The sequence below is a fragment of the Wolbachia endosymbiont (group B) of Protocalliphora azurea genome, assembly GCF_947251865.1.
Classification (GTDB): domain Bacteria; phylum Pseudomonadota; class Alphaproteobacteria; order Rickettsiales; family Anaplasmataceae; genus Wolbachia.
On record NZ_OX366394.1, the window covers coordinates 415,603 to 442,566 of the forward strand.

At 34.8% G+C, this 26,964-nt stretch carries 20 protein-coding genes and 1 pseudogene; 14 read left to right on the forward strand and 7 right to left on the reverse strand.

The genetic code is table 11. From position 1 onward, the window contains the following. Nucleotides 1-14: 14 nt before the first annotated feature. From OPR35_RS01905 to OPR35_RS01915, 3 genes are read right to left on the reverse strand one after another with little or no spacing between them, the layout of a single operon-like run. Nucleotides 15-614, reverse strand: a complete 600-nt coding sequence (locus OPR35_RS01905; RefSeq protein ID WP_007302464.1) for an SCO family protein — start codon at nt 612-614, stop codon at nt 15-17. Nucleotides 615-649: 35 nt separating this feature from the next. Next, nucleotides 650-1,354, reverse strand: coding sequence for a DNA polymerase III subunit epsilon (gene dnaQ / locus OPR35_RS01910; protein ID WP_007302465.1), 705 nt, complete (start codon nt 1,352-1,354; stop codon nt 650-652). Then, on the reverse strand, nt 1,354-2,013 hold the full coding sequence (locus OPR35_RS01915) for a Tim44/TimA family putative adaptor protein (protein WP_007302466.1): 660 nt from the start codon (nt 2,011-2,013) through the stop codon (nt 1,354-1,356). Before OPR35_RS01915 ends, dnaQ begins: the two co-directional genes overlap by 1 nt. Nucleotides 2,014-2,177: 164 nt before the next feature. Between OPR35_RS01915 and secB the strand changes: the two genes are divergently transcribed. From secB to hemB, 9 genes are all read left to right on the forward strand, one after another. After that, nucleotides 2,178-2,681, forward strand: a complete 504-nt coding sequence (secB, locus tag OPR35_RS01920) for a protein-export chaperone SecB (RefSeq protein ID WP_007302467.1) — start codon at nt 2,178-2,180, stop codon at nt 2,679-2,681. Nucleotides 2,682-2,687: 6 nt separating this feature from the next. Then, nucleotides 2,688-5,309, forward strand: coding sequence for an aconitate hydratase AcnA (gene acnA / locus OPR35_RS01925; protein ID WP_052264762.1), 2,622 nt, complete (start codon nt 2,688-2,690; stop codon nt 5,307-5,309). A 121-nt stretch (nt 5,310-5,430) separates the two neighbouring features. Beyond that, entirely contained in the window at nt 5,431-8,571 is a 3,141-nt protein-coding gene (putA, locus tag OPR35_RS01930; protein WP_265024952.1) for a bifunctional proline dehydrogenase/L-glutamate gamma-semialdehyde dehydrogenase PutA, read from the forward strand. Between the two features lie 166 nt (nt 8,572-8,737). Continuing rightward, nucleotides 8,738-9,379, forward strand: a complete 642-nt coding sequence (locus OPR35_RS01935) for a protocatechuate 3,4-dioxygenase (RefSeq protein WP_265024953.1) — start codon at nt 8,738-8,740, stop codon at nt 9,377-9,379. A gap of 135 nt (nt 9,380-9,514) precedes the next feature. Beyond that, complete coding sequence (locus tag OPR35_RS01940; RefSeq protein WP_265024954.1) at nt 9,515-10,972, forward strand: leucyl aminopeptidase; 1,458 nt, start codon at nt 9,515-9,517, stop codon at nt 10,970-10,972. 257 nt (nt 10,973-11,229) lie between these two features. Beyond that, entirely contained in the window at nt 11,230-11,442 is a 213-nt protein-coding gene (locus OPR35_RS01945) for a hypothetical protein (protein ID WP_006279675.1), read from the forward strand. Between the two features lie 5 nt (nt 11,443-11,447). Continuing rightward, on the forward strand, nt 11,448-13,496 hold the full coding sequence (gene nuoG / locus OPR35_RS01950) for an NADH-quinone oxidoreductase subunit NuoG (RefSeq protein ID WP_353280422.1): 2,049 nt from the start codon (nt 11,448-11,450) through the stop codon (nt 13,494-13,496). A gap of 416 nt (nt 13,497-13,912) precedes the next feature. After that, the gene (gene nuoH / locus OPR35_RS01955; protein ID WP_064085997.1) at nt 13,913-14,938 is read left to right on the forward strand and encodes an NADH-quinone oxidoreductase subunit NuoH; all 1,026 of its coding nucleotides are present in this window, start codon (nt 13,913-13,915) and stop codon (nt 14,936-14,938) included. Next, the gene (hemB, locus tag OPR35_RS01960) at nt 14,931-15,929 is read left to right on the forward strand and encodes a porphobilinogen synthase (RefSeq protein ID WP_007302474.1); all 999 of its coding nucleotides are present in this window, start codon (nt 14,931-14,933) and stop codon (nt 15,927-15,929) included. The genes nuoH and hemB overlap by 8 nt, the downstream gene beginning before the upstream one ends. Before the next feature lie 413 nt (nt 15,930-16,342). On the opposite strand, the pseudogene OPR35_RS07490 reads toward hemB, so the two are convergent. Together OPR35_RS07490 and OPR35_RS01980 are read right to left on the reverse strand one after the other, a co-directional pair. Continuing rightward, nucleotides 16,343-17,277, reverse strand: a pseudogene (locus OPR35_RS07490) (IS5 family transposase). Between the two features lie 2 nt (nt 17,278-17,279). Then, a protein-coding gene (locus tag OPR35_RS01980; protein ID WP_230608967.1) for an IS630 family transposase occupies nt 17,280-18,282 on the reverse strand; the annotation gives its coding sequence in 2 pieces (ribosomal slippage) (nt 17,280-17,771 and nt 17,773-18,282; 1,002 coding nt in all). 452 nt (nt 18,283-18,734) lie between these two features. Here OPR35_RS01980 and OPR35_RS01985 point away from each other — a divergent pair. The 4 genes from OPR35_RS01985 to uvrC are packed head-to-tail and all read left to right on the forward strand — an operon-like array spanning nt 18,735 to nt 24,290. Beyond that, entirely contained in the window at nt 18,735-19,493 is a 759-nt protein-coding gene (locus OPR35_RS01985; protein WP_007302495.1) for a hypothetical protein, read from the forward strand. 44 nt (nt 19,494-19,537) lie between these two features. Next, complete coding sequence (locus OPR35_RS01990) at nt 19,538-20,377, forward strand: glycine--tRNA ligase subunit alpha (RefSeq protein ID WP_007302494.1); 840 nt, start codon at nt 19,538-19,540, stop codon at nt 20,375-20,377. A gap of 3 nt (nt 20,378-20,380) precedes the next feature. Beyond that, nucleotides 20,381-22,489 (forward strand): glycine--tRNA ligase subunit beta, encoded by a 2,109-nt coding sequence (gene glyS, locus OPR35_RS01995; RefSeq protein ID WP_007302493.1) that lies wholly within the window; start codon nt 20,381-20,383, stop codon nt 22,487-22,489. Beyond that, entirely contained in the window at nt 22,473-24,290 is a 1,818-nt protein-coding gene (uvrC, locus tag OPR35_RS02000) for an excinuclease ABC subunit UvrC (protein WP_012481994.1), read from the forward strand. The genes glyS and uvrC overlap by 17 nt, the downstream gene beginning before the upstream one ends. Before the next feature lie 11 nt (nt 24,291-24,301). On the opposite strand, the gene OPR35_RS02005 is transcribed toward uvrC, so the two are convergent. Beyond that, nucleotides 24,302-24,793, reverse strand: a complete 492-nt coding sequence (locus OPR35_RS02005) for a Smr/MutS family protein (protein WP_007302491.1) — start codon at nt 24,791-24,793, stop codon at nt 24,302-24,304. A gap of 92 nt (nt 24,794-24,885) precedes the next feature. Between OPR35_RS02005 and rlmB the strand changes: the two genes are divergently transcribed. Beyond that, the gene (gene rlmB, locus OPR35_RS02010) at nt 24,886-25,653 is read left to right on the forward strand and encodes a 23S rRNA (guanosine(2251)-2'-O)-methyltransferase RlmB (protein ID WP_007302490.1); all 768 of its coding nucleotides are present in this window, start codon (nt 24,886-24,888) and stop codon (nt 25,651-25,653) included. 74 nt (nt 25,654-25,727) lie between these two features. On the opposite strand, the gene OPR35_RS02015 is transcribed toward rlmB, so the two are convergent. Next, nucleotides 25,728-26,960 (reverse strand): IS256 family transposase, encoded by a 1,233-nt coding sequence (locus OPR35_RS02015; RefSeq protein ID WP_265024688.1) that lies wholly within the window; start codon nt 26,958-26,960, stop codon nt 25,728-25,730. Between the last annotated feature and the right edge of the window lie 4 nt (nt 26,961-26,964).

Genomic DNA, 26,964 nt, shown 5'->3' on the forward strand with positions numbered 1-26,964 from the left:
CTAAGCTCTTTAGTTCAGCTTACATATTTTTTTATCTCAGCCAGAATCTTATCAGATTGACTTTCATCTGAATTTAAATCAGCTACAAAGTGTGTGACATATTTTCCTTCAGGGCTAATAAGGTATATCATTGAAGAATGGTTAATTTCCTCTTCTCCATCTACTTTACTTGCATATACTTTATACTTTGCAACTACTTCATCTATTTTTTGTCTTTCACCAGTGAGCATTTGTATTCTATGGTCAAATTGCTGCTGAAATTCTTTAAGCCTTTCTGTATTATCGCGCTCAGGATCAACTGTGATAAAAAATGTTTGTAGCTTGTTGTCAGTTTTCTCGTCTAACTTTGCAAGTGTTTCTGAAATTATTCCAAGGTTCATAGGGCAAATTCTTTTACATGAGGAAAATCCAAAAAAAATCATCATATACTTATCTTTGAAATCACTACTGCGTACTATTTGCCCGTTTTGGTTAATCAAAGAAAAATCCCCACCTATTTTAATTTCTGTATTTTGTGAAACAAATATGCCTTGCTTAGTAAAATAACAATAACCTAAGAAGATAGCTGCTACTGTTATTAGCAAACTAGACAATAACCTTATAAACTTTATCATTAAAGCGTTTCCAATAAAGTTAAATCATATATTGATTAGTTGATTGATTCAATATATTCCTTCCAAAGTGGGTTGTTAATTTTATCTAACAATTTCTTATGCTCATCAATTTCTTTAATACTTGGTGAATGTTCTCTGCGAGCTAAATTACGCACTTTATGTTGAATAAACGTAGAGTTATTGTCCTGAGCACATTCATTATTAAATAAAAAGGTTTGCAATCCTCCTGTAAGCTCAACATAGACCTTTGCAAGCAATTGAGCATCAACTAATGCTCCGTGTAACTCTCTACCTTCTAGCGATATATCAAAACGCTTGCATAATGCATTTAAAGAAGCAGGTGATCCTACAAACTTTTTTCTTGCAAGTGGTAATGTATCTAGCACTCTATCTGAGGAAATTAACCCAGCATTTAACTTGCCTAACTCCATATTAAGGAACTTAACATCGAATTCAGCATTATGAATCACCAAAATGTCATTGGATATGAAGTCAAGAAATTCAAGTGCAACATCTGAGAATAGTGGTTTATCTTCCAAAAATTCCTCACTAATACCATGAATCTTAAATGAGTGGTAAGGTATATCTCTTTCTGGATTGAGATATCGATGAAATGTTTTACCTGTTGGAATACGATTAATTAGTTCTACACATCCTATCTCAATAATTCGATGTCCAGATTTAGTATCAAGACCTGTAGTTTCAGTATCAAGTACTATTTCTCGTAGCCTACTTTTCATCAGTTGTCATTTGTTGTTAAATTTTTATCAGTACTTGCCTTCTTATAGTTAATAGAAACAAGTAACCAAGTTAGATCTGATGAATTAATATTTTTTTTGAATTGCCATACATCTTCAACTTTGTTAATAGTAGACATGCTACCTGATGTGATGTTTCCTTCGTTATTCTTAACGAAGTTAATTTGCTCTGAAAGGAAATATACTGCAATAAATATTACGTTTTTTACTAACTTTATTTCTAAGATCTTTTGTGAAACGATAGAAACAATTATGGACTCATGTGTCTCTTTACGATGTTTAATCTTATCCACAAAACTGTTATATAAGTCTTTGTCCAGAAGGGATTTTAATTGAGGTAAATTTCCTTGGTTAAAATATTTTATTATTAATTCAAAAGCTATGCTTGAACCTTCTATAAAATTGGAAATAGAAAACTCTTTGTTTTTTTGTAATATTTGTTCATAAGTAGTTTCTATTGAACTTTTGTCGTTGCTATAAATATAATCTTCGATATTTTCTACCACATCTTCTTTACTTTGACTTACATCCAATACACCTGTTAGCTTTTTTAGGTTGAGACTGGCTGATCTTCCTAAAGAATTATATAAGCGTGAAAAAATAAACGCCGCTAGTAAAGCATATATTACAAGCTCTATCATGGTAACTTAACTCCTTGATATATAAAGTATCTAAATATTATTAATTATTGATAAAAATATGTTTTTCATATTAACCTATAGTTAGGTTTACTATTCATTTGTAAATGAATATATTATATAAGAAAGTATTAAACATCTCAACTTAATTAAAGGAGACGTAAGAAATGTCACAACACAAAATGAAAATTCATGGTCAGTATGTCAAAGATTTTTCGTTTGAGAATCCAAATTCGCCATTCCTTCCTTCTAGTAAAGCTCCTGATATTAATGTAATGGTTAATATTAATTCAGCAAAATTAGAAGGAACAGAAAATAAAAAAGGAATAAGTGAAGAAAAGCCTTTTCATGAAATTACTTTGCATATAGAAGCCAAAGCAACGGTAAAAGATGAAGATGTAAAAGATGATATAGCTTTCATTTGCGAGGTAAAGTATTGCGGTATTTTTTCAATAGAAAATTTTACAGAGCTAAGTGAGGAAGAGGTGAGACAAGCTTTATTTATTGGTGGACCTACTTTTCTTTTCCCTTTTGCAAGAGAAATAATTGCAAGAACTACAAGTAGTGGTGGGTTTCCTCCACTTATGCTAGATCCTATAGATTTTGAAACTATGTATCAGCAGCAAAGTCAACAACAAAAAAGTAGCGCTAGTAATTCCAATTTTAACTAATACAGGATGAACAATTCTTTAAATGCAAAGACGACTTTAAATATTGATGGAAGGTTATATAACTACTTTAACCTAAGTAACGCTGGTAAATTTTTAGGAGTAAATTTAACAAAATTGCCTTGTTCACTCAAGGTATTGCTTGAAAATTTATTGCGCAACGAAGATGGAGTAAGCGTTAAATTAGATGACATAAAGATATTAGCAAATTGCGTCAAGAAACACATTAATCACGAAATTAGCTACAAGCCAGCAAGGGTTTTGATGCAGGATTTCACAGGAGTTCCTGCTGTCGTTGACTTAGCTTCAATGCGTAATTATGTGAAGAAAAACGGAGGTAACCCCAGCAAAATAAATCCATCTGTACCTGTTGATCTTGTGATCGATCACTCTGTTCAAGTAGATAGTTACGGAAGCACTTCTGCATTTGGTAAAAACGTTGCACTGGAAGTAAAAAGAAATTTGGAGAGGTATCAATTCTTAAAATGGGGAGAGTCATCCTTCACAAATTTTAGAGTAGTGCCACCAGGTACTGGAATTTGCCACCAAGTGAATCTTGAATATTTAGCGCAAGTTGTATGTAACGATAGCGGAGTTCTATATCCAGATACCTTAGTCGGTACAGATAGTCACACTACTATGGTAAATGGTTTATCGGTTCTTGGTTGGGGTGTTGGTGGAATAGAAGCTGAGTCTGTGATGCTTGGTCAACCAATTAGTATGGTAATTCCAGAAGTAGTAGGATTTAAATTAATAGGAAGACTTTCAGAGGGAGTAACAGCAACTGATCTAGTGCTAACGATTACTAATATCCTGAGAACAAAAGGCGTTGTTGGCAGATTTGTGGAATTTTATGGTGATGGCTTAGATTGTTTATCTTTGGCAGATAGAGCAACCATAGCTAATATGGCTCCAGAGTATGGTGCAACTTGTGGATTCTTTCCAATTGATCAGAAGACACTAGATTATTTAAACTTAACCGGAAGGCCAAAAGAGTTGGTTAAATTAGCTGAAGTCTATGCAAAAGAACAAGGGCTGTGGCGTAGTAATGAAGAATTGGCGTTCTTTGACACACTGAAGCTTGATTTATCAAGCGTAAAGCCAGTGATGGCTGGTCCTAAAAGACCACAGGATAAGATTTTCCTTTCAGAAGTAGCGGAATCTTTTTCTACATCTTTTCCTATTAATGAGACAAACAGACCTCCGTTGGAACCTATCTATGGCGATCAGCTCCAGAGTGGCAGCGTAGTGATTGCAGCAATAACAAGCTGCACTAACACCTCAAATCCAAGTGTGATGATTGCTGCAGGTCTTGTAGCTCGTAATGCAATTAAACTTGGATTAAAATCAAAGCCTTGGGTTAAAACTTCTCTTGCTCCAGGGTCACAAGTTGTGACAGAATATTTAGAAAAGTCTGGATTGCAGGTAGATCTAAATGCTTTGGGTTTTAATCTAGTTGGATATGGCTGCACAACTTGCATTGGAAATTCTGGTCCACTTAATAAGGATATAGAGGATGATATAAAAAACAAAAACTTAACTGTTGCTGCAGTTTTGTCTGGCAATCGTAACTTTGAAGGAAGAATTCATCCGTTAGTCAAAGCTAATTACTTGGCATCTCCGCCACTTATTGTTGCATATGCACTTGCAGGCACTGTGCAAATTGATTTGACAAAAGATTCAATATGCAAAGATAAGAATGGAAATGATGTCTATCTCAAAGATATATGGCCAACAAATAATGAAGTTGAGAGCTGTGTTAAAAGTGTTGTGACGCGTGAAATGTTCATACAAAAGTATAAGGATGTTTTTTCTGGTGATGAGCATTGGCAAAAGATAAAGTGTGAGAAAGGTGAAATCTATGATTGGGACACGAAAAGCACTTATATACAAAACCCTCCCTATTTTGATAATTTATCGACTAAGAACAATGGAAGCAACATAGTTGATATAAAGAATGCGCAAATACTAGCGATGTTTGGCGATAGCGTCACTACCGACCACATTTCCCCTGCTGGAAATATTGCCTCAAATAGTCCTGCAGGCATATATTTAAAAGGTCTTGGAGTTGAACCGCAAGATTTCAATTCATATGGATCTCGCCGCGGTAACCACAACGTAATGATGCGTGGAACCTTTGCTAATATCAGAATAAGAAATAAAATGGTGAGCGCTGAGGGTGGCTATACAAAACATATTCCTTCTCAAGAAACTATGTCAATTTTTGATGCAGCAATGCAATATAAAAGAGAAGCTGTTCCATTAGTTGTCATTGCAGGAAAAGAATATGGTACAGGTTCAAGTAGGGATTGGGCAGCAAAGGGTACTGCATTACTGGGAATTAAAGCTGTGATTGCAGAAAGTTTTGAACGCATACATAGGTCCAACTTGGTCGGCATGGGTGTTCTTCCACTTATATTCCAAAATGGAATAACCAGAAAGATATTTGATGGTAGTGAGATAATAAGCATAAAAGGTGAAATAGTATCAAATGGAAATCTAGAATGTATCATTAAAAGACAGGATAATTCAAAGCAATCAATACAACTCAAATGCTGTGTACAAACCGCAACTGAGATTAAATACTTAATGAGTGGTGGAGTGTTAAGCTACATACTTCTTTCGACTTAGTAAAAGTAAGTACTAGACTTCTTTTAGCTCCAGCCCTGGTCCTTTTAAATAATGATTTGTTCTATGCGAAGTTATGATATAATTTTACCTTACATATAGTAAAGGTGTTTTATAGATAATTATGATTAGCTCTATACAAGAACCTAATGAACTCAGAAAACGTTTACAAGGATTTTATCGTACTGATGAAAAAAGCTGTGTACGTTATCTTGTAGAAAAAGTAGAACTTTCGGTTGATTCGAAAAACAGAATTTACAATATTGCAAAACAAATTGTCGAAAAGATTAGAGGTAGTAAATTAGGCATTATAGATTCTTTTATACAACAGTACTCACTTTCTAATGATGAAGGAGTAGCACTAATGTGTCTTGCTGAATCATTACTTAGAATACCAGACGATTACACAATAGATGAATTGATCAAAGATAAAATTGCCAACCAAGAATGGAATAAACACTTGGGGCGTTCCTCTTCATTGTTTGTTAATGCTTCTACATGGAGTTTAATTATAGGAAGCAGTATATTAAGAAACAATGAAGAGGATTCAAAATTCTATAACATAATTTCCAGGTTATTGAAAAATTTAGGAGAGCCAATAATTCGCAAAGCGGTAAAACAAGCAATATCCATTCTTGGCAAGCATTTTATTGTTGGAGAAACTATAGAAAAAGCATTGGAAAGTGTGAAATCAGATGACTACAGTAAGTATTTATGCTCTTTTGATATGCTTGGTGAATCTGCTTGCACAGTTGAGGATGCGGAAGAGTATTTTAATTTATACATGCATGCAATAAAAGCCATAGGTGAATCTGCTGACATAAATGATTGCTTTAAATCTCAGGGGGTTTCAATCAAATTGTCTTCGCTGCACTCACGTTATGAATTTAGCCAATTTGATAATATGGCTGAAGAACTGAGAACTAAAGTACTGGAACTTTGTCATGAAGCAAAAAAGTATAATATTTCATTGTGTATAGATGCAGAAGAATCAGAAAGGCTTGAGATGTCGCTCGTGTTATTTGAACAGTTGCGTCTTGATGAGTCACTTTCTGAGTGGGAAGGGCTTGGTCTAGCTGTGCAAGCGTATCAAAAACGTGCTTTGTCTGTTCTTGATTTTGTTGAAGATGTTGCCATTCGATCAAAGCATAAGGTTATGGTGAGACTTGTGAAAGGAGCATATTGGGACTCGGAAATCAAGCGCACACAAGAATTAGGGTTAATTGGTTATCCGGTGTTTACTAGAAAAAGCCACACAGATGTATGCTACCTTGCCTGTGCGCAGAAACTTTTAAGCAAAGAGAATCACTTTTATCCATGTTTTGGAACTCATAATGCTTATACTTTTGCTACTATAATAGAGCTTGCCGATAAAAATCATCCTGGGTTTGAGTTTCAGCGCTTACATGGAATGGGTAAAAGTTTGTATGATTATGCAATTTCAGAACTTGCAACAAGCATCAATTGTCGTATATATGCACCAGTTGGTAAACATAGTGATTTATTGCCATACCTTATTAGGCGTCTTCTTGAAAATGGAGCTAATAGCTCGTTTGTCAATCAAGTAAATGATTCTGACGTTAAAATTGAAGAATTAGTCTCAGATCCATTAGAAAAAGTAAAAAGCTTAGAATATGAGCCTCATCCAAGCATTCCGTTGCCACGAGATATTTTTGGAGAGGAAAGAAAAAACTCCTTGGGAATGGATATTAGCGATTCAATTGCAGTTTCACAATTTGCAAATGATGTAAGGGAATTTAGTGAAAAGAAATGGCAGGTTGGCCCAATAATTGATGGAGAGTCGTTTCTTGACAGTGCGGAATTTACCGAAGTAGTGAATCCTGCACATTTGGAAAATGTAATTGGGGAAGTGTCAAGTGCAACAAGTGCTCATGCTTTAAATGCTCTTGAAATAGCACATAGTGCTTTTACTAAGTGGCAGAATGTTTCAGCAGAAGAGCGCGCTAAATGCCTTGAAAAAGCTGCAGATTTGTTTGAGGAAAGGATGAAAGAGTTAATTTATATTCTGATTGTAGAAGCAGGAAAAATTTTATCCGATGCAATAGCAGAAGTAAGAGAGGCAATCGACTTTTTGCGCTATTATGCAATGATAGCAAAAAATGAACTGAATGACTGGAAAAAATTGCCAGGTCCAACAGGTGAAGATAACTTCATCTTTTTTGAAGGCAGAGGAGTTTTCTTATGCATATCACCGTGGAATTTTCCACTCGCTATCTTCATTGGACAGGTTTCAGCTGCACTTGCAGCAGGTAATGCAGTGCTGGCAAAACCGGCAGAGCAAACGCCGATTATTGCCTATGAAGCCGTTAAGATACTACACGAAGCTGGAATACCAAAAAATGTGCTACACCTTATTCCAGGGGATGGTTGGTATTTAGGTAAAACATTAGTACCAGATAATAGAATTTCCGGTGTAGCTTTTACTGGTTCAACACAAACTGCTCAAATAATTAATCGAATGCTTGCTAGTAGAGATGGTCCTATTGTGCCACTTATCGCTGAGACTGGTGGATTAAATGCTATGATTGTTGATAGTTCTGCTCTTTTAGAGCAGGTAACTAAGGATGTTTTAATTTCTGCATTTCGCAGTGGCGGTCAACGTTGTTCTGCTCTCAGAGTGCTATTTATTCAAGAAGATATAGCAGAAAAACAGGTAAAAATGATATGCAATGCAGCTCAAGAACTAAAGATAGGTGACCCAATACAACTGAGCACAGATATTGGTCCAATAATTGACAAAGCATCTATTGATATGCTCACTAAACATACGGAAAAAATATCAAGGGATGAAGATTCAAACCTTTTGTTCAAGGTACCAATGGATACAAATTCTTATAATGGTTATTTCTTTCCTCCGTACATTTATGAGATACAAAAAATTTCGCAATTAAAGCAAGAAGTGTTTGGGCCTATTTTACATATCATACGTTTTAATAAGTCGCAGTTAAATGAAGTTATAAGTGATATAAACAATACAGGATATGGACTTACGTTTTCTTTGCAAAGCCGTGTACAAAGTCAGATCGCTTTAATAAGCAAGAAAATATCAGTTGGAAATGTATACATCAATCGCAATCAAATAGGTGCAGCAGTTGGAACACAACCATTTGGCGGTAGAGGACTGTCAGGTACCGGACCAAAAGCTGGTGGTCCTAATTATCTGCAACGTTTTTCTATAGAAAAGGTTGTAAGTGTAAACACTACAGCATGTGGCGGTAACATTAAACTTGCGTGTTTGGATTGATTTGCAATTTCTAAATTGGAAGTCCGTGCAGTTGTGTATGCAGTACTAAAACCTAAAACTCATACATTGAAAGGATAGTTGTGATTCTAATGAGGCTTCAAAGAAAGTCTTGTCTTTAATAAAAGAAAAAGGTTGCTATAATTCTGATAAAAGCACTATAAACAAAATGAATGTAAAAAATATCTTATTAGCGTTTTTAGTACAACTTATATTCGATTTGTCATTATTTGCGGCTGATCCTATTTTGCTTAATTGTATTGAAACTCCAGGGATTTATGATCTTGAAACAAGGCCAAAAAGCTTTAACTCTTCAAATAATTTAAGAAGAAAACCTGGCTCTCCAAATAATGCAGCAGGAGAATTAATAAATGTAGTGGGTAGAGTTACTGATGTAAATTGCTTGCCGATACAAAATGCTGTGGTTTCTATATGGCACGCAGACTCACTTGGCATGAGCTATTATGATGAAAATGTGGAGCTTGATCCAAATTTTGCTGGATCAGGAAGATTTGTAGTAAATAACCTTGGCTATTATAATTTTATTACAATAGTACCAGGTAAAATTGGTGATAGGGCTCCACACATCAACTTTTTGGTCCAACATCCAGATTTTCCAGAATTCACAACACAAATGTTTTTTGCTGATCATAATTGCGATAACTGTGATGATCTTCTTCTTGGTAATCTTATTGAGAGTGGACTTGCAAGCCTTCTGATAGCAACATTTACTTATAACAATCAGGCCATGAAGACCTACACATTTAATATAACCCTAGGTGGGCATAACAAATTTTCTGATAAAAGATAAAGCCCTTGCATATCAGGGGAGTTCATAGTAGTCTTAAGCGCTATTGTACTTAAAATGTATATGAAAAATATCTTACTAATGTTTTTACTATGTTTTATGTGCAGCTTACAATTATTTGCAACGGAGATGTCAACGATGAAGATAACAATTTCTAAAGCTTTACCCGATTTTGAGACGCTAGTGGTAGGTTTGTTTGAGGGTGATAAGCTCATAACTAATGTTCTACAAGATAAGCAAGCTATAGATAACATCAAGAAATTTAGTGGTTTTAATGGAGGTTTTGGTGAATTTTTCTCCGTTACTTCATCAGAGGGAAAAAATATTATAGTTGCTGGTCTTGGAATGAGAGATGAATGGGATGAAAGCAAAGGATTAAATATTGGTGGTAAAATATATTGTGAGCTAAGCAGATTAAGAATCAAGCGAGCAGCTATTTCAATCGAGGGCAGTACAGCAAATGTTGCATATGGAGCATTTCTGCGCAGTTTCAAGTTTAATAAGTATAAAACTAAAAAGGATGAAAAAATTACAGAAGTAGAGGAAATTACATTATTAGTAAAAGATGAACAGTTAAGTAGCATTGAAAAATCATTTGAGCGTTTAAAACACGAAGGTGAAGGTATCTTTCTTGCACGTGCTTTTACTACTGAGCCACCTAATATTTTATATCCAGAGTCTTACGCTAATCGTATAAAAGCTGAACTTACTAAACTTGGTCTTGAGGTTGAAGTGCTTGATAAAAAGCAAATGGAAGAGAAAAAAATGGGAGCCCTGCTTGGAGTATCACAAGGAAGTAGTAAAGAGCCAAAGTTAGTGGTGATAAAATGGAATGGGGCTTCTCAAGAACAAAAACCAATAGCTTTTATAGGCAAGGGTATAACGTTTGACACTGGTGGAGTGTCACTTAAACCCTCACGCGGTATGGAGTCAATGAAATATGACATGGCAGGTTCTGCTACTGTAGTTGGAGTGATGCATACTCTAGCTGGGCGAAAAGCAAAAGTAAATGCAATTGGTGTGGTTGCACTTGCAGAAAATGCAGTGGATGGTAATGCTCAAAGACCGAGCGATGTAGTCACTTCAATGTCTGGACAAACAATAGAAATATTAAATACCGATGCAGAGGGAAGACTAATACTTGCGGATGCTTTATGGTATACACAAGATAGATTTGCACCGAAATTTATGATCGACCTTGCAACTTTAACTGGTGCTATAGTGGTTGCACTGGGAAGTAATGAATATGCTGGTCTTTTTTCAAATAACGATGAATTAGCGAATCATCTGATTGATGTAGGAAATGAAGTAAATGAGAAATTATGGCGTTTTCCTATGAATGAAACTTATAACAAAATTATTGATTCGCCGATTGCTGATGTGCAAAATATAGCTCCTGCAGGTTCTGGTGGAGATAGTATAATGGCTGCACAGTTTCTACAGCGTTTTGTAAACGACACTTGTTGGGCACATTTAGACATTGCAGGCACTGCTTGGCACGAAAAAGGCACTGATATTTCTCCAAGAGGGGCAGTAGGTTTCGGTGTAAGGTTGCTAAATAAGTTGGTTGAGAAGTACTATGAGATTAATAATTAAGGATCTTTGTATTGAGTTTATAGCTTAATTTACGGCTACATGAATGTCTATTTATAAGACGTAGAAAATGATATCATCAAAGTAACTTACATTTTCTTTTTTGGGGATTCTAAAGTTACACACTTGAGCAGCATCAAGAGAAAGTATTTTGTTCAAATGATGATTGTAATGATGGACTATTAAAACTTTAAAGCTATTGGGTATTGACGGTATATACTTAAGTGTTAGAATAAAATAGGAAGTTTTTAGGAGTTTATATGGCAGCAGGCGGAAAAGCGAAAACAGCTAGTAAAAATAACCCTACTCAGCGTAAGAAAGCAGAACAAAAAATGTATAAGGATAAACCGGTAAAGCCGGTTAGATATATAGACCGTGATTCACGTATGAACTATATGTCTGCTCAATACGATAACGGCAATCTAGTTGAAGATGAGGTAAGCGGCAATCCTATAAAGTGGGAAGCTGTATAGTAGTTGTGGTTAAAGTTACTATTAATTCTAAGGAATGTGAAGTAGAGCATGGGCTCACTATAATTCAAGCTTGTGAAGTTGTGGGCGTTGAAGTTCCGCGGTTTTGTTATCATGAGCGTTTAGCAATTGCTGGTAACTGCAGAATGTGTTTGGTTGAAGTTGAGGGTGGCCCTCCAAAACCAGTAGCTTCTTGTGCAATGCCAGTTGCAGAGGGTATGGTTATTCACACGGATACTCCCAAGGTAAAAAAGGCGCGTGAAGGTGTGCTTGAGTTTTTGCTAATAAACCACCCGCTTGATTGCCCAATTTGTGATCAAGGTGGTGAATGCGATTTGCAAGATATCACGATGGCTTATGGTAAAGGAATCAGCAGACTTGATGAATATAAGAGGGCTGTGCCAAAAAAACATTTTGGTCCGCTGATTGAAACTGCAATGAACAGGTGTATTCATTGCACTCGGTGTATTAGATTTTTGTCTGATGTTGCAGGTACAAATGAACTTGGAGGAATCGGAAGGGGAGAAAATATAGAGATTAGTACTTACATAAAAAGGCATATTAGCTCTGAATTATCTGGGAATATTATAGATCTTTGCCCGGTGGGAGCTTTAACTTCAAAGCCCTATTCTTTTACAGCACGTCCATGGGAGCTATCACATTGTGAAACTATAGATGTGCTAGATGCTGTAGGAAGTAATATTAGAGTTGATTGTCGTGGTCCTGAAGTTATGCGAATATTGCCAAGACTCAATGAAGAAGTGAACGAAGAATGGATATCAGACAAAACTCGTTTTGCTTACGATGGACTCAAAGTACAACGCCTCGATCGACCTTATATAAAAAAAGAGGGCAAATTAGTCTCAGTTGACTGGAATGAAGTATTGACTTTTGCTGCAAAAAAAATAAAAAGTACGAAACCAAACAAAATAGCTGCAATTGCAGGTGATTTAGCAGATTGTGAATCTATGCTTCTGCTGAAGGAAGTGATGCATAAGCTTGGTTCAGCAAATATAGACTGCAGACAGGATGGAGCAAAACTGATACCAAGTAATCGTGGATCTTATGTGTTCAATACCACTATTCAGGGTATAGAAAGTGCAGATTTATGCTTGCTAATCAATACGAATCCAAGGATAGAAGCACCAATCATTAATGCAAGATTGAGAAAGAGATATTTACAAGGCAATTTTCCTATTGCAAGCATTGGCCCTAACGTTGAGTATTTATACCATGTTGAGAGGTTAGGCAATAACCCAAATATCTTAGACGAAATAGCAAAAGGAAATCATAAATTTTGCAAGCTGCTGAGTGTTGCCTCAAATCCTATGCTCATCATCGGTCAAGATGCATTAGTAAGAGATGATTCTGAATCAATTTTAGCGCTAACTGGCAAAATTGCAGAAAAATTTAACATGATCAGAGATAACTGGAATGGCTTTAACGTACTGCATAAGGCTGCAGCAAGAGTTGGTGGACTCGATATTGGATTTGTTCCTAGCAAAGGTGGAAAAGACATTAATCAGATGCTAAAACAGGCAGAAAGTGGCGAGGTGGAAGTTGTTTATCTTCTTGGTGCAGATGAAATTGATACATCAAAATTAGAAAATACATTTGTAATTTATCAAGGCCACCATGGTGATAGGGGAGCGCATATAGCAGATGTCATTCTACCTGGAGCTGCATACACAGAAAAATATGCAACTTATGTAAATACTGAAGGGCGAGTACAGAGAACAAATTTAGCTGTTTTTCCTCCTGGTGAAGCAAAGGAAGATTGGTTGATTATTAAAAATTTATCCCAATATTTGAGCCTTTCCTTGTTATATGATAGTTTATTTGATGTGAGAAAAAAATTAGATACTATCGGTCCACAGTTTAGAAGTGTTGATCAAGTGGTAAAAAATACATGGGTACCAATCAGCAATGGTAAAATAAATTTAAGTAATACGCCTTTTACTTTAAAGGAGTGTAATTTTTATATGACAGACTCAATAGGTCGTGCTTCAAAAATAATGGCAGATTGTACTAAGGATTTTTATGAACACTCTACTTAATATTTTATTTATTCTAACACCATTATTACTAATAACTCTGGTATATTTTCAACGAAAATTAAACTCTATATTTTTCTGTAAAGAACAAAATACATTAGAAAAACAGTTCGTTTATAAGCTAGTTGATTTTATCAATGATATTATTGCACTATTTACGGAAGGATATGTATGGATGGCAATAACATTTATTATAGTTACCGAGGGAAGAGGGAATTATTTGCCTCTCACAATGATCTTAATTATGATGTCACTAGTGTCATTCATATGCATATCATTTTACTATTCTATTAAGCTAAATGCTGTACAGAAAAGTGTTGTCCTATTGATTTCAATAGGGACATTGTCTTTTGTGTCTAGAGCATTTGCTGTATTTTTTATTGCCACAATTATGAACTATTTTTTTGATTTAGGGTTGCATGTACTTGATATTTGATATTCTTTTTCTTCTTATTCCACTTTTGCTTTCAGTAGCATATTTAGTGTACTTTGAGCGTAAAGTTATTGGTGCAATTCAACTAAGGCATGGTCCAAGTGTAGTAGGGCCATTTGGGCTACTACAGCCATTTGCAGATGCTATCAAATTGATAATTAAAGAGCCGATAATACCATTTAGAGCAAACACCATACTGTTTATTATGGCTCCAATGCTCACCTTTATTTTAGCATTAATTTCCTGGGCAGTTATACCATTTGGAGCTGAAATAATTACAGAAAATGGACAGCAGGTAATAATCCCTAAGGTAATATCAAATATTAATGTTGGAGTGCTTTATGTGCTAGCTATATCCTCTTTGGGAATATATGGCATTATTATTGCAGGCTGGTCTAGTAATTCTAATTATGCATTTCTTGGCGCTATAAGGTCAGCTGCTCAAATGATTTCATATGAAGTTTCAATAGGTCTAATAGTTGCTACAGTTGTTATTACAACTGGTACGTTGAATCTTGCAGAGATGGTGGTAGCGAAACATAATATGCCATTTTGGATTGATTTGCTGATGATGCCTATAGGAATAATATTTTTTATTTCTTTGCTTGCAGAAACTAACCGTCACCCATTTGACTTACCAGAAGCTGAAGCAGAGCTTGTCTCTGGGTATAACGTCGAATATTCATCAATGCCTTTTGCTCTCTTTTTTCTAGGAGAGTATGCAAATATGATTTTAGCAAGCGCTGTGATGACAATATTCTTTCTAGGAGGGTGGTATCCTCCACTAGAGCTTAGTTTACTATATAAAATTCCAGGTTTGATTTGGTTCGTTTTGAAGATAGTTTTATTATTGTTCATATTTATTTGGATCAGGGCAACAATACCCCGTTACAGATATGACCAACTAATGCGTCTTGGTTGGAAAGTGTTTCTACCGATATCAGTGCTTTGGGTAATACTCATTTCAGGAGTGTTGCTTTTTACTGGGAACTTGCCTGGGTCCAATGTTTAACTTTCCAAACATAAGATTAAGACGCAGGCGCTCAGGCAAGTGGATTCGCAATTTAACAAGTGAAATCACTTTATCAGTAAATGATTTGATTTTTCCCTTATTTGTTCATGACGGAGAAGAAACAATTGAGCCAATTTCTGGCTTACCTGATATCAAATGTTATTCAATAGATGGATTAATTTCTATAGTTCAGAAAGCTAAGGACTCGGGGATTAATGCTGTTGCAATTTTTCCTGTAGTTGATAGTAAACTAAAATCTGAAAAAGCTGAGGAAGCATATAATCCTGATAATTTAATCTGCAAAGCAATTCATGCTGTAAAATCGAAGGTACTTGATATTGGCATTATTGCAGACATTGCACTAGATCCATACACTACTCACGGTCATGATGGCATTTTAAAAGACGGCAAGATGGATGTGGAAAATGATGAAACTGTGTCAATATTGTGTAAGCAAGCGCTTGTTTTAGCAAAAGCAGGATGCGATATAGTTGCTCCTTCTGATATGATGGATGGCAGGATAGGAAAAATAAGAAAAACATTGGATGATAATAACTTTCAGAATGTGTCAATATTGTCCTATGCAGTAAAGTACTGTTCTAGCTTCTATGCGCCATTCAGGCAAGTTGTCGGTTCGTGCGCATCATCAAATTTCATCGACAAAAGTGGTTATCAAATGGATTATCGAAATGCACGCGAAGCAATCTGCGAAATTGAAATGGATATAAATGAAGGTGCAGATTTTATTATGATAAAGCCGGGTATGCCATACTTAGATATAATAAAAACAGCAAGTGACAAGTTCAATTTTCCGATTTTTGCTTACCAAGTAAGCGGTGAATACGCAATGATAAAAGCTGCAGCAAATAATGGCTGGTTGGATTATAACAGAGTGATTTATGAGTCCTTAATTGGTTTTAAACGTGCAGGTGCAAGTGCAATATTTACCTATGCTGCACTTGATGTTGCAAAAAATTTGGTATCTACTTAGCAGTGTGGAACATCTAAGTAGGTAGCTGGCCGAAGTGACTTGACAAACCTTCCCACTTTCCTTACCATATCAATAAGAGTATTTATCCTTGTTTTTAATCTCTGCAGATTTAACAACAAAAATTCAGTAAAAAACTCAGGTATATATTGGCAGATTACATAAAATTATAGCGGCTGCATGTCTTTTTTATTTTTTCTACATTCAGCCAAAACACGCTTATTTTAAGCGTTAGCACATTATTATAATGCCAATTTACATTATTATAGGGTCAAAACTCACTACTAGGGGATTCTTTTGCCTTTTTCTCGCTTGGTAAATTTTTTAATATTTATAGTTAAAGCTTCAGGCCAGCACTTGATGCTGGAATGGCTTTGTTGCACAGCTCTTCGGATAGTGGGTAATGTATAATAAATTCATGAAGCTATATCAAACTTAGCCATGCCTATTTCAGTAAATTTGTTAAGCAAATAACACTTGAGTAGCAGTTCCTTCTCACGATTAATCTCAGATTTATTCCTAAAACTAAATCCAAATATTTGCTTCAGTCGCGAGAAAAAACTTTCTATATAAGATCTCTTCCAATAATTTATCTCTTTTTTCCACCTCTTCATACCATCTTCATCATATGACTTTATGAGCTTGATTGTAGAATTTCTCTCATTCATATAATCCAACTTTGGATGCTCTACTGCATTATTTTGCGGAGGAATCCTTGTCTTTATGTCAAGCTCATCGCACAGTTTGTATAACTTCTTTCGATCTATCTGCATATATCGTGCTTATGTTATACTTGGTATCCACTCTTTCAATAAGATCACAGGCTCCATAGTGGTCGGAATAAACTCCACTACTGTATTTTGCAGCTATAACTTTTTTACTACCTATCTCTAGCATTACATCTTGTTTGCTCATAGCGGCGATACTTTCTATCTGTACCATTTGCCTTACTATGGCCTGGAATATTATTGTAGATGCTGATACCTGTACTATCTATAGCAATTTCAATATCTTCCATATCGTTCTTATCAACTCTGCAGTCGTTGATTTTGATATTAAGCTTTTTAAACCTTCTTGAAGCCTGCGAATAGCTGATAATTTGCAAAATTTTCCCTATTTGCTCAAGATATTTCTCTATAAATCCCACTGTTTGCCTAAGACCAATCCTGAATAGATAGGTTATTATGTGAATTAGAATCACTACTTTGTCGCTGTAGACATTGTTGCCACCTGCTACTTTTGGACTATTTTCGTACCAATTTTCAATGGCATCGTTGATATAATGAAAAACATTTCCCCTTTCTTGAAGAAATTTGTTATATTCATTGCAGTTACTGATACCAAATTCCATTACTAATCGAACAAATAAGAAACATTACAAACTCGTTTAATAGTAGTGCTGGAAATACTGACAATAAAATTACACAGAACATCTGCAAGTAAGCCTATGGTATCGTAGACTCTGTTACGTAAAGTATTGTATTTGATATATTGCCACAACCTCTCAACAGGATTCAGTTCCGGTGAATAAGGAGGCAAGTATATAATGGTAATGTTTTCCTGAAATTTCAAACTTTTTGATCTATGCCAACTTGCACAATCCATTACAAGAAAGGCTTTTTTCGTGCCTAAATCTTTCGACATCTGCTCCAGAAATATATTCATACAATCAGTGTTTACATATGGAGCAAGTAGGCTGATTTTCTTACCACTTCTTGGATTTACCGCACTGTAGATATAGAAATTTTGTCTACCAATTTTCATTTTAACCTGCGTTCTGACCCCTTTTTTAAACCATCCGTGTCCGATTTTTGAATGAGTTCCAAATCGTGATTCATCAAAAAAACACCTCTTTTTCAGGGTGGGAATTGACTATTTTATTGAAGTATTTTTTAAACTCTTCTTGCTTGTTTTTATCTTGTTTATGGTGCATTGGCCTCGGTGTTATATAAGAAAATTTCATCCTTTGTATCTCACGGTGCACTGTTGATTTGCTAATGTTTAGGCCAAATTCCTCTGAGATTTTTATCTGCACTTCCTTAATAGTAATATTTGGATTTCTTTCTACCCATATTTCAATTTGCTCACGTTGATTTTTCTTTAATTTGCTTTTTCTTCGCCGCTGAGACGGGGCAAATAATCTTTCTACTCTACCAAATTTTAGATGCTTTATCCATTCAGTCAAAGCAGTCCTTGAAATTTTACATATTCTTGCCACAGCGCTTATACTACTTTCTTTTCCTGCTATCACCGCTTGTAACTTTTTTGAAACATATGCGTTATTTCTGACCTTTTTTAACATTTCTTTCGCCAAATTTACAACTTTTTCGTCTAATAGTTTTGACCTTAATGCCATTTATACCTCTCTATTTTATCTACTTTATTATCACTTCTTTCCCATTATTGTCTATCTGTTCTTTGCATAGTGGGAATTGGTATGACTTTCATTCTTATTGGCATATTTTTCCTTTGTCGGCTAAATATCTATTTTATAACAAATTCCATCAGTAACTGCCTGTTCTTTCCTTGAGTGGTGCAACAAAGCCCACTGGGATCCAGGAATTTTTTGAGCACAAAGGAGATCTTATTCTAAGTTTTTATTGGTAAGAAAGGCTGGATCCCAGTGTCAGCTACTTGAATGACAAGAAGGGGATAGCACTGGGATGACAAAAAAGGAGGCTACTAGTATAAAGGGGCAACGGTTTAGATCGTTTTTAACTATTTGCCTTTTTTCTATGCAAGAAGTGTATTGATAAGTCCATTACAATTCAGTATTGTGAAAAATATAAGTCAAGTGTTAGTTAGGACATGGGGATTTTTTTTCAATTTTTGGGTAAGATGCTAGGCAAGGTTTTTCCTGCCAAAATAGTAAGCTCTTTTTTAGGAGTAGGATATTTACCGGGTTGGCAGCATTATTGGTCTTCTTTTCTAATATTATTTATTACCGACATTATATTAATGCTTACATACGGAGGTGATTTTATACTATATAAAATGCCGAATTCAGGCATAGTTGTAGCTGCTATTTTTACCAAGCTAGCAATAGTTATGTTAGTGCTGCAATTAGTTGGCATATCTATTTTTCATACTCAAGATCCTTCAGCCAGCAGTGATGAGAATATAGTAATACAAATAGCATCAGGACAGGTGATGACTGTTGCGTTTTCGATGCCGGCAATAATGTCAATTTATTATATTGTAAGTAAATTCTATTTAAGTATATGCAAGGCAATACTTCAATGTCCATTTTGGTTTAATGATCTTATGCATTTGTTCTTTTTCTTTATAATACCTTATTTATTTTTTAATATTGTAGAAGTAATAAAACCATGGCCGATAAGTACGATACAGCTTAGTTATAACAATGCAATATCAATCACATTTGAAGGGATTTTTCATGTGTTTTATGCAGTGATTTTATTGTACTTGACTGCATTTATATTCTGCGATCTGACTATGCATGATGCGATTGTTTTAAACAAAAGCATATTTGAGTATGTAAAAGAAAGTTCAATAGCCTTGAGTGACTATTTTCATGGCACTATTAAAAAAATAAGTATAGAATAGTACTTATTTGCTTATGTATTCAGTTTAAAAGATATACAGTTTGCGTGAATCTACAGGATATAATAAAGGGATTACAAGATTTTTGGGCAGATGAAGGGTGTACTATACTTCATCCATATACGTCTGAAGTTGGAGCTGGAACACTACATCCCGCAACAATCATGTCAGCGATTGACGAAAAATCAACAAAAATTGTGTATCTACAACCAGTAATCAGACCTGCAGACGGACGCTATGGCGACAACCCTAATCGTTTATATCAGCATCATCAATACCAAGTTATAATAAAACCATCTGGCAGCAATTTGCAAGATATTTACTTAAATAGCTTAAAAGCTCTTGGTGTATCGACAAAAGAATATGATATTAAGTTTATTGAAGATGATTGGGAAAACCCAAGTGTTGGCGCATCCGGTCTTGGTTGGGAGGTTACATGCAACGGAATGGAAGTAACACAACTTACTTATATACAGCAAGTGGGAGGTATTGACTGCAGAATAATTCCTGGTGAAGTAGCATATGGGTTAGAGCGTTTAGCAATGTGCATACAGGGTGTAGATAATGTTTACGACATAATGTGGAACGATAATGGTGTAACTTATGGAGATATTTTTAAACAAAGAGAGCGAGAGTTTTCTTACCTGGCACTTGATTATTATGATACTAAAGTAGTACAACAGCAGTTTGAGGATACAGAAAAACTGTGTAAATTCCTTGTTGAAAAAGAATTGCCGATAGCAGCTTATGACCAATGTATTAAAACGAGCCATCTACTTAATCTACTTGATGCAAGAGGTGTGCTTGGTGTGAATGAACGTACAGCCTATATTGGTAGAGTGAGAGAGTTAACAAAAAAATGCTGTGAATTATATAGAGCAAAGTAGAATATGTTGTCACAATTATTGTTTGAATGTCTTTCAGAAGAAATTCCATCAAGAATGCAGAATTCATCTGCAGCTCAGGTTAAGAGCTATATCACTAATGCTTTTAGTAAAAATAATGTGAAATTTGCATCTATAGAAGTTTATGTGACTGCACGTCGCATTGCTCTTTTTATTGATGGCATAAGTGCTTTAGAGCTAAAAGATTCTAACAATGAAATTAAAGGACCAAGAGTTAATGCACCGAAAAGTGCTATCGAAGGTTTTTTGAGAAAAAATCGGAAAGGTGAAGAAGATTTACTCATTCGCAAAGTAAATGATGAAGATTTTTACTTCATTAAGAGAGAAAGCTGCTTATTTAACATCAACGGGTTTCTCAAAAATCAACTGGAGGAAATGCTAAAAAACTTTTCTTGGCCAAAGAGTATGAGATGGAGTGAAAGAAAAGAGAGATGGGTTAGGCCAATTAAAAATATTCTATGTATTTTAAATGACGAAATAATACCTATATCTTTTGCAGGGGTTACAGCATGCAACGTGACGTATGGTCATAGGTTTCTTTCAGGTGATGCAGTACTTACTGTTAAAACGCCCAAAGACTATTTTGAATTGTTAGAAAAAAATAATGTCATTCTCCAGTTGGACAAAAGAAAGCAATTTATACTAGATCAGATTAATAAGTTTACAAAAGAGGAGAACTTACAACTTGAAAAAAATGATTATTTACTTAATGAATTGGCAGGGCTTATAGAGTGGCCAATAGTATTATTTGGTAAAGTAAAATCATCAGAATTACCGAAGAAAGTAATACTTAGTATAATTAATACGCAGCAAAAGTATCTTGCTTTAAGTGATGGACAGAAAATATCACATTTTGTTACTGTTGTAAATGTTAACAACAATGAAGTTGTCAAAGGCCATGAAAGAATATTAGAAGCACGTCTTGCTGATGCCCAGTTTTTGATATCTCAAGACAAGAAGGAAAACCTAGATTACTATGTCAAAAAATTGAGCTCTATTTCATTTCATGCTTCGCTCGGTAGCGTAGAAGAAAAAGTGAAGCGTATTATCGCTCTTTCAAAGTATATAGCGATATTTATTCCACATGCTTCATTAATTAAAGTTGAACGTGCTGCATATTTAGCAAAGGCAGATCTTGCAACGTTGATAGTGAAAGAATTTCCGGGATTGCAAGGAGTAATGAGTGGATACTACGCTTCTTATTTTCAAGAGGATAAAGAAGTAGTGGAAGCTATAACTGAGCACTATAAGCCAATTGGATCGGACCAAGAATGCCCTAGATCTCCTACTGCGATTGCTGTAGCTATTGCAGACAAAATGGATAGTTTGGTTGGCTTAATTGCAGCAGGTGAGAAAATCTCTGGTTCGTATGATCAGTTTGGTTTGCGTAGAATGACAATTGGTATAATTAGAACAATACTTGAAAATAATTTGCATATTCCAATTAGATTGCTGATAGATAAGTCAGTATCTTTATGTTCAAGGCTTCTATTGAATAAAAATATAACTCCAGTTGATAAGCCAAGTGAAAAACAAATTTTAGAACTAGTATTTAAATTCTGCTTAGAAAGGTTCAAGATTATTTTAAAAAATAGAAATATAAGGCAAGATGTTGTAGATTCAATACTATATAAAGTCGATATTAATGATCTGCTGAAAGCGGAAAAGCAAACTGTGATATTGGATCGTTATCTTAGTACAAAAGAAGGTGAACAGGTTCTAAGCACTTATAAAAGAGCCAGTAACATGATGAGCAAAGTGAGAAAAAGTGATGGCACTACTTATAATGCATCTTACAGTAAGAAGTTTTTGATTGAAGATGAGGAGATTGCGCTATCAAATTGTGCTATAGCTGCTTGTAAAAACATCAAACAAGCGATAGAAAATAACGACTTTAATACAGCGCTTGATGAACTTGCTCGTTTTGCTCCATTTATCAATCAATTTATGGACAGTGTAAAGATTAACTGTGATTCTAATGAGCTTAGAATAAACAGGTTATCTTTGCTTGCAAATGTTGTTTCTACCTTTCATTTAGTAGCAGAGTTTAACCTTATACAGGTTAAACAATTGATAAATGCTCAGGCAATATAAGGAACAAATCAAATCATCTCCACAATCCTGTGGCGTTTATAAGATGATTGGAGATAAGAGTAAGGTTTTATACATTGGTAAAGCAAAAAACTTGAAGTCGAGATTATCTGACTACCTTCAATTCGAAAACCTTTCTGAACGAATCAGAGTAATGATCTCACAGGTTATTAAGGTTGAAATATTCATCACTGAGAATGAAATCGAAGCATTGCTTCTTGAAGCACAGTTAATAAAATCGTTAAAACCATCTTATAATATTTTGCTTAGGGATGGAAAATCTTATCCTTATATAACAATTTCTAAGCATGATTATCCAAGAATAGCGAAATATAGAGGTAAGTTTAAGAAGAATGAGTTTCATTACTACGGCCCTTTTCCATCTGCTGCTGCTGTTAAGAACACTATATTATCATTGCAAAAAGCTTTTCTCTTAAGAGTATGTTCAGATCAATATTTCTCTTCAACAAAAAGACCATGTCTTGAGTATCAAGTTAAGCGCTGTTCAGCACCATGCGTAGATAAAATTACAAAAGATGATTACTGCAAATCAGTAAAACAAGCACAAGATACTCTGCTAGGAAGGAATAAAGAAGTGCAAAGACAGCTATTTTCTACAATGGAAAAGTGCAGTAGGGAGATGAACTACGAGCTTGCTGCTGTCTATAGAGATCGATTGAAATTTCTTCAGCAAATTCAAATGCAGCCAATGGATTTTTCTTTTGAAGAAGATGCAGATTTCTTTAGCGTTGTACGTGAGGCAGACTTAGCATGCATTGGTGTACTATCTTTCAGAGATAAAGGTAACTATGGAAGCATTCCTTACTTCATTGAGAATTGTAGTGATCATTCAAATGATGAAATTTTATCCACCTTTTTGGTCAATTTGTATAATCCAGTTAACACACCACCAGCGCAAATTTACGTTCCCGATTTTATTAAGGATAAGGAAATTATAGAACAAGCACTTTATGCTCTTACTCAAAAATCAATAAAAGTTTTGCATGCGAAAAATAGTAAAGAACGTGATTTGTTGAATTTTATTTACAATAATTCTCAGCATAGTCTAGAACAGAAGCTTACTGATTATAGAAATAACCTAGAAAAGCTCGAAGAGCTTAGGAAGATTTTCTCGTTACCAAATATTCCAAAGCGTATCGAGGTTTATGATAATAGCCATATATCTGGAAATCAACAAGTTGGTGTGATGATTGTTGCAGGGCAGGAAGGTTTTTTAAAAAGTGAATACAAAAAATTTACTATAAAAGAAGAAATTTCAGGTGATGACTATAAAATGATGAGAGAAGTGCTGACTAGACGTTTCTCTGGCAATATAAAAGATATAATCCCTGATTTTTTACTGATTGATGGCGGTCCAGGACATGTTTCCATAGTGCAGAATGTGTTGGAAATATTGAATATAAAAGTTCCTTTTGCTTGTATGGCAAAGGGTCATGATCGTAATGCAGGAAATGAAAGATTTTATGTGCCGGACAGAGAAGAATTTACTCTAGCAAGTGACAGTAAGGTCATGCTTTATTTACAATTGCTGCGTAATGAAGCTCACCGTTTTGCGATAACTTCGCATAGAAAAAAACGCGATAAACAGTTTTTTGCTTCACAATTAAGTGAAATATCCGGTGTTGGCAGTAAAAGAAAGAAGGCACTCATGTCTCATTTTGGTTCTGTAGAAAATATAAGCAAAGCTTCTCTAGCTGAAATTCAAAACGTACCTGGAATTAGTAAAGGTTTAGCAGAAATCATTCTTCAACACGTGAATTCTAAGAAAGGTACTCCTAAATAGGTACTCTAAAATTAACCTTTATTTCTTCTTAATAAGACATAAAAAGCTCCTTTGCCACCATGTTTTTTTATGGCTTGCTGATAGTATAAGATCATATTTCGAACTTTTGTGTCATTCAACCACTTATTTAAGCTATTCTTTATAGTGTCTATTTTATCTGTACTATTACCATGCCCCGTAATTACCAATAAGCACCTATTCCTTGCTTGATAATTTTTGATAATAAAATCTATCAATTTACAATAAGCATTATCTATACTATAGCCATGCAAATCGAGTTTATCGCTTATAAAATATTTGCCCCTATCGATCTTTAATTTTGTATTGTAGTCAAGACAAAATGATGAATCACCATTATCAGTATTAAGAAAATTTTCTTGTAAACTAGAGGCACCTTTATCAATCATAGATTTTATATTTACTTTGTGATCAACTTTCAAAGTAACTTTTCCACATTCTATTGGCTTAACATTTTTTTGCCAATCTAACTCATCATCTGACATAAATTCATTAATTGAACTGCATAATTTTACAACAATATATAAACACAGTAAAATATTGCTTATTCTATAAAAAACTGATTTTCAATAATGAGATGAAATCATCAAAAGCTAATGAAAACTGTTGGATATATGGAAAGCACACTTGTATTTCAGCATTAAGAAACAAAAATAGGCGGTGTATAGAACTGTTAGTAACAGAAAATTTCTACAGAGAATTTGAGAAAGAAATTAAACAATGTGCAGATAGTAAGGGCATTAAACCTCGACTGGTAGAGAACAAAATGTTCAATGATGTTTTACCCAAAGGTGTCAATCATCAAGGAATTGCTTTAAAAGTTGCTCCTATTTTTCACAGCTTAAATATCGAAGAAATAGCTGAAGGTTCAGGTGACAGCTCTACTATAGTCATTTTAGATCAAATTACTGATACACACAATATAGGGTCGATTTTAAGAACCTCAGCTTGTTTCAACATTGATGCACTGGTTTTACCACATCACCATTCACCGAGCGAAAATGCATCTATCGCAAAAGCAGCAAGTGGAGCACTGGATATTGTTCCTCTAATATACGTTACAAACATAGTAAAAACGATGGAGTCTTTAAAAAAGATAGGCTACTGGTGTTATGGGTTTGATTGCAATGCAAAGGAAAATATAGATGAAATAAAGAATTTTGGGCAAAAAAGAGTAATTATTTTTGGTTCTGAAGAGAAAGGAATGCGGAGATTAGTGAAAGAAAGTTGTGATTATCTTTTAAAAATTCCAATGTCAAACGTAATTGATAGTCTAAATGTTTCAAACGCAGCAGCAATAGGACTATATTCCATTTACATTAAAACAAAAATCACTGCAAATTAGTTGCAATAAAACAAGGATGTCATTCCAGCATGTGATACTGGGGAACGTTCAAAAAAGTGTGTCAAGCCGCATTTTTAGTTCAACTCAATTTTCAATCTATCTGGAAAGAAAATATCAAGTTGAGACATAGTTAAAGCCCAATTAGGGAGAGCCATAATCCACCTTTGCTCTACCTTTTTTATAGCACAATATACCTGTTTGTACAAGGCATTTGTACTAGTAAATGAACCCTTAGTTTTAGTAAATTTCCTGATTTGTCTATGCAACCCCTCAATTGGATTAGTGGTGTAAATCAGCTTCCTAACTGGCCCAGAATACTTAAAATAACTGGATAAGTTTTCCCAATTGTTCTGCCAGGATTTTATAACTAAAGGATACTTTTCTCCCCATTTTTCTTCCAGCTCAAGCAGATAATTCTCAGCAATTTCTTTACTTGAAGCACGATATATTTTTTTCAGATCATTCATGAAAACTTTTACATCTTTACTGGATACATATTTCAGAGAATTTCTTATTTGGTGTACTATACATAGCTGCACTTCTGCACTGGGAAATACACTGTTGATGGCTGCAGGAAAGCTTTTTAGCCCATCTACACATGCAATCAGAATATCTTCTACTCCTCTTTCTTTGAGGTCATTTAAAACTCCCAACCAGAAGTTAGCTCCCTCACTTTCAGCCAGATAAAAACCTAATACTTCTTTTCTGCCATTTTGATTTATACCCAATATATTATACATGCATTTACTTACGCAATGTCCGTCCTCCTTGACCTTAAAAAACATGCCATCCATGAACACTATTGGATACACTGATTGCAATGGACGGCTGCGCCATTCATTGATTATTGGTAGCAGTTTATCAGTAATATTGGATATCTCTGCTGCTGATATTTTATGGTCATATATTTCCTCAACGTGTGAAGCTATGTCTCTGTATCCCATGCCACTGGCGTATGTACTTAAGACCTTTGCTTCAAGTTCTGGATGTAGGCTTGTTTGCCTTTTTTTGACTATTTGCGGTTCAAAGCTTCCTTCTCTGTCTCTTGGTGTTAATAGTTCAAATGAGCCTGAACTTGTACGTAAAGTTTTTGCATTCCTTCCATTTCTTCGGTTATTTTCTTCACTTTTAGCTGACATGTGGCTTTCTATTTCACCTTCCAGACTTGCCTCTAGCAGCCTTTTTATAAACGGTGTTAATGCTCCATCTCTTCCTGTCAATGGTCTTCCTTCTCGTATAGATGACAGGATATTTGTTTCTAATTCTTTATAATCTACCAAACCAGTAGTTCTATTTGCTTGACTCATATCA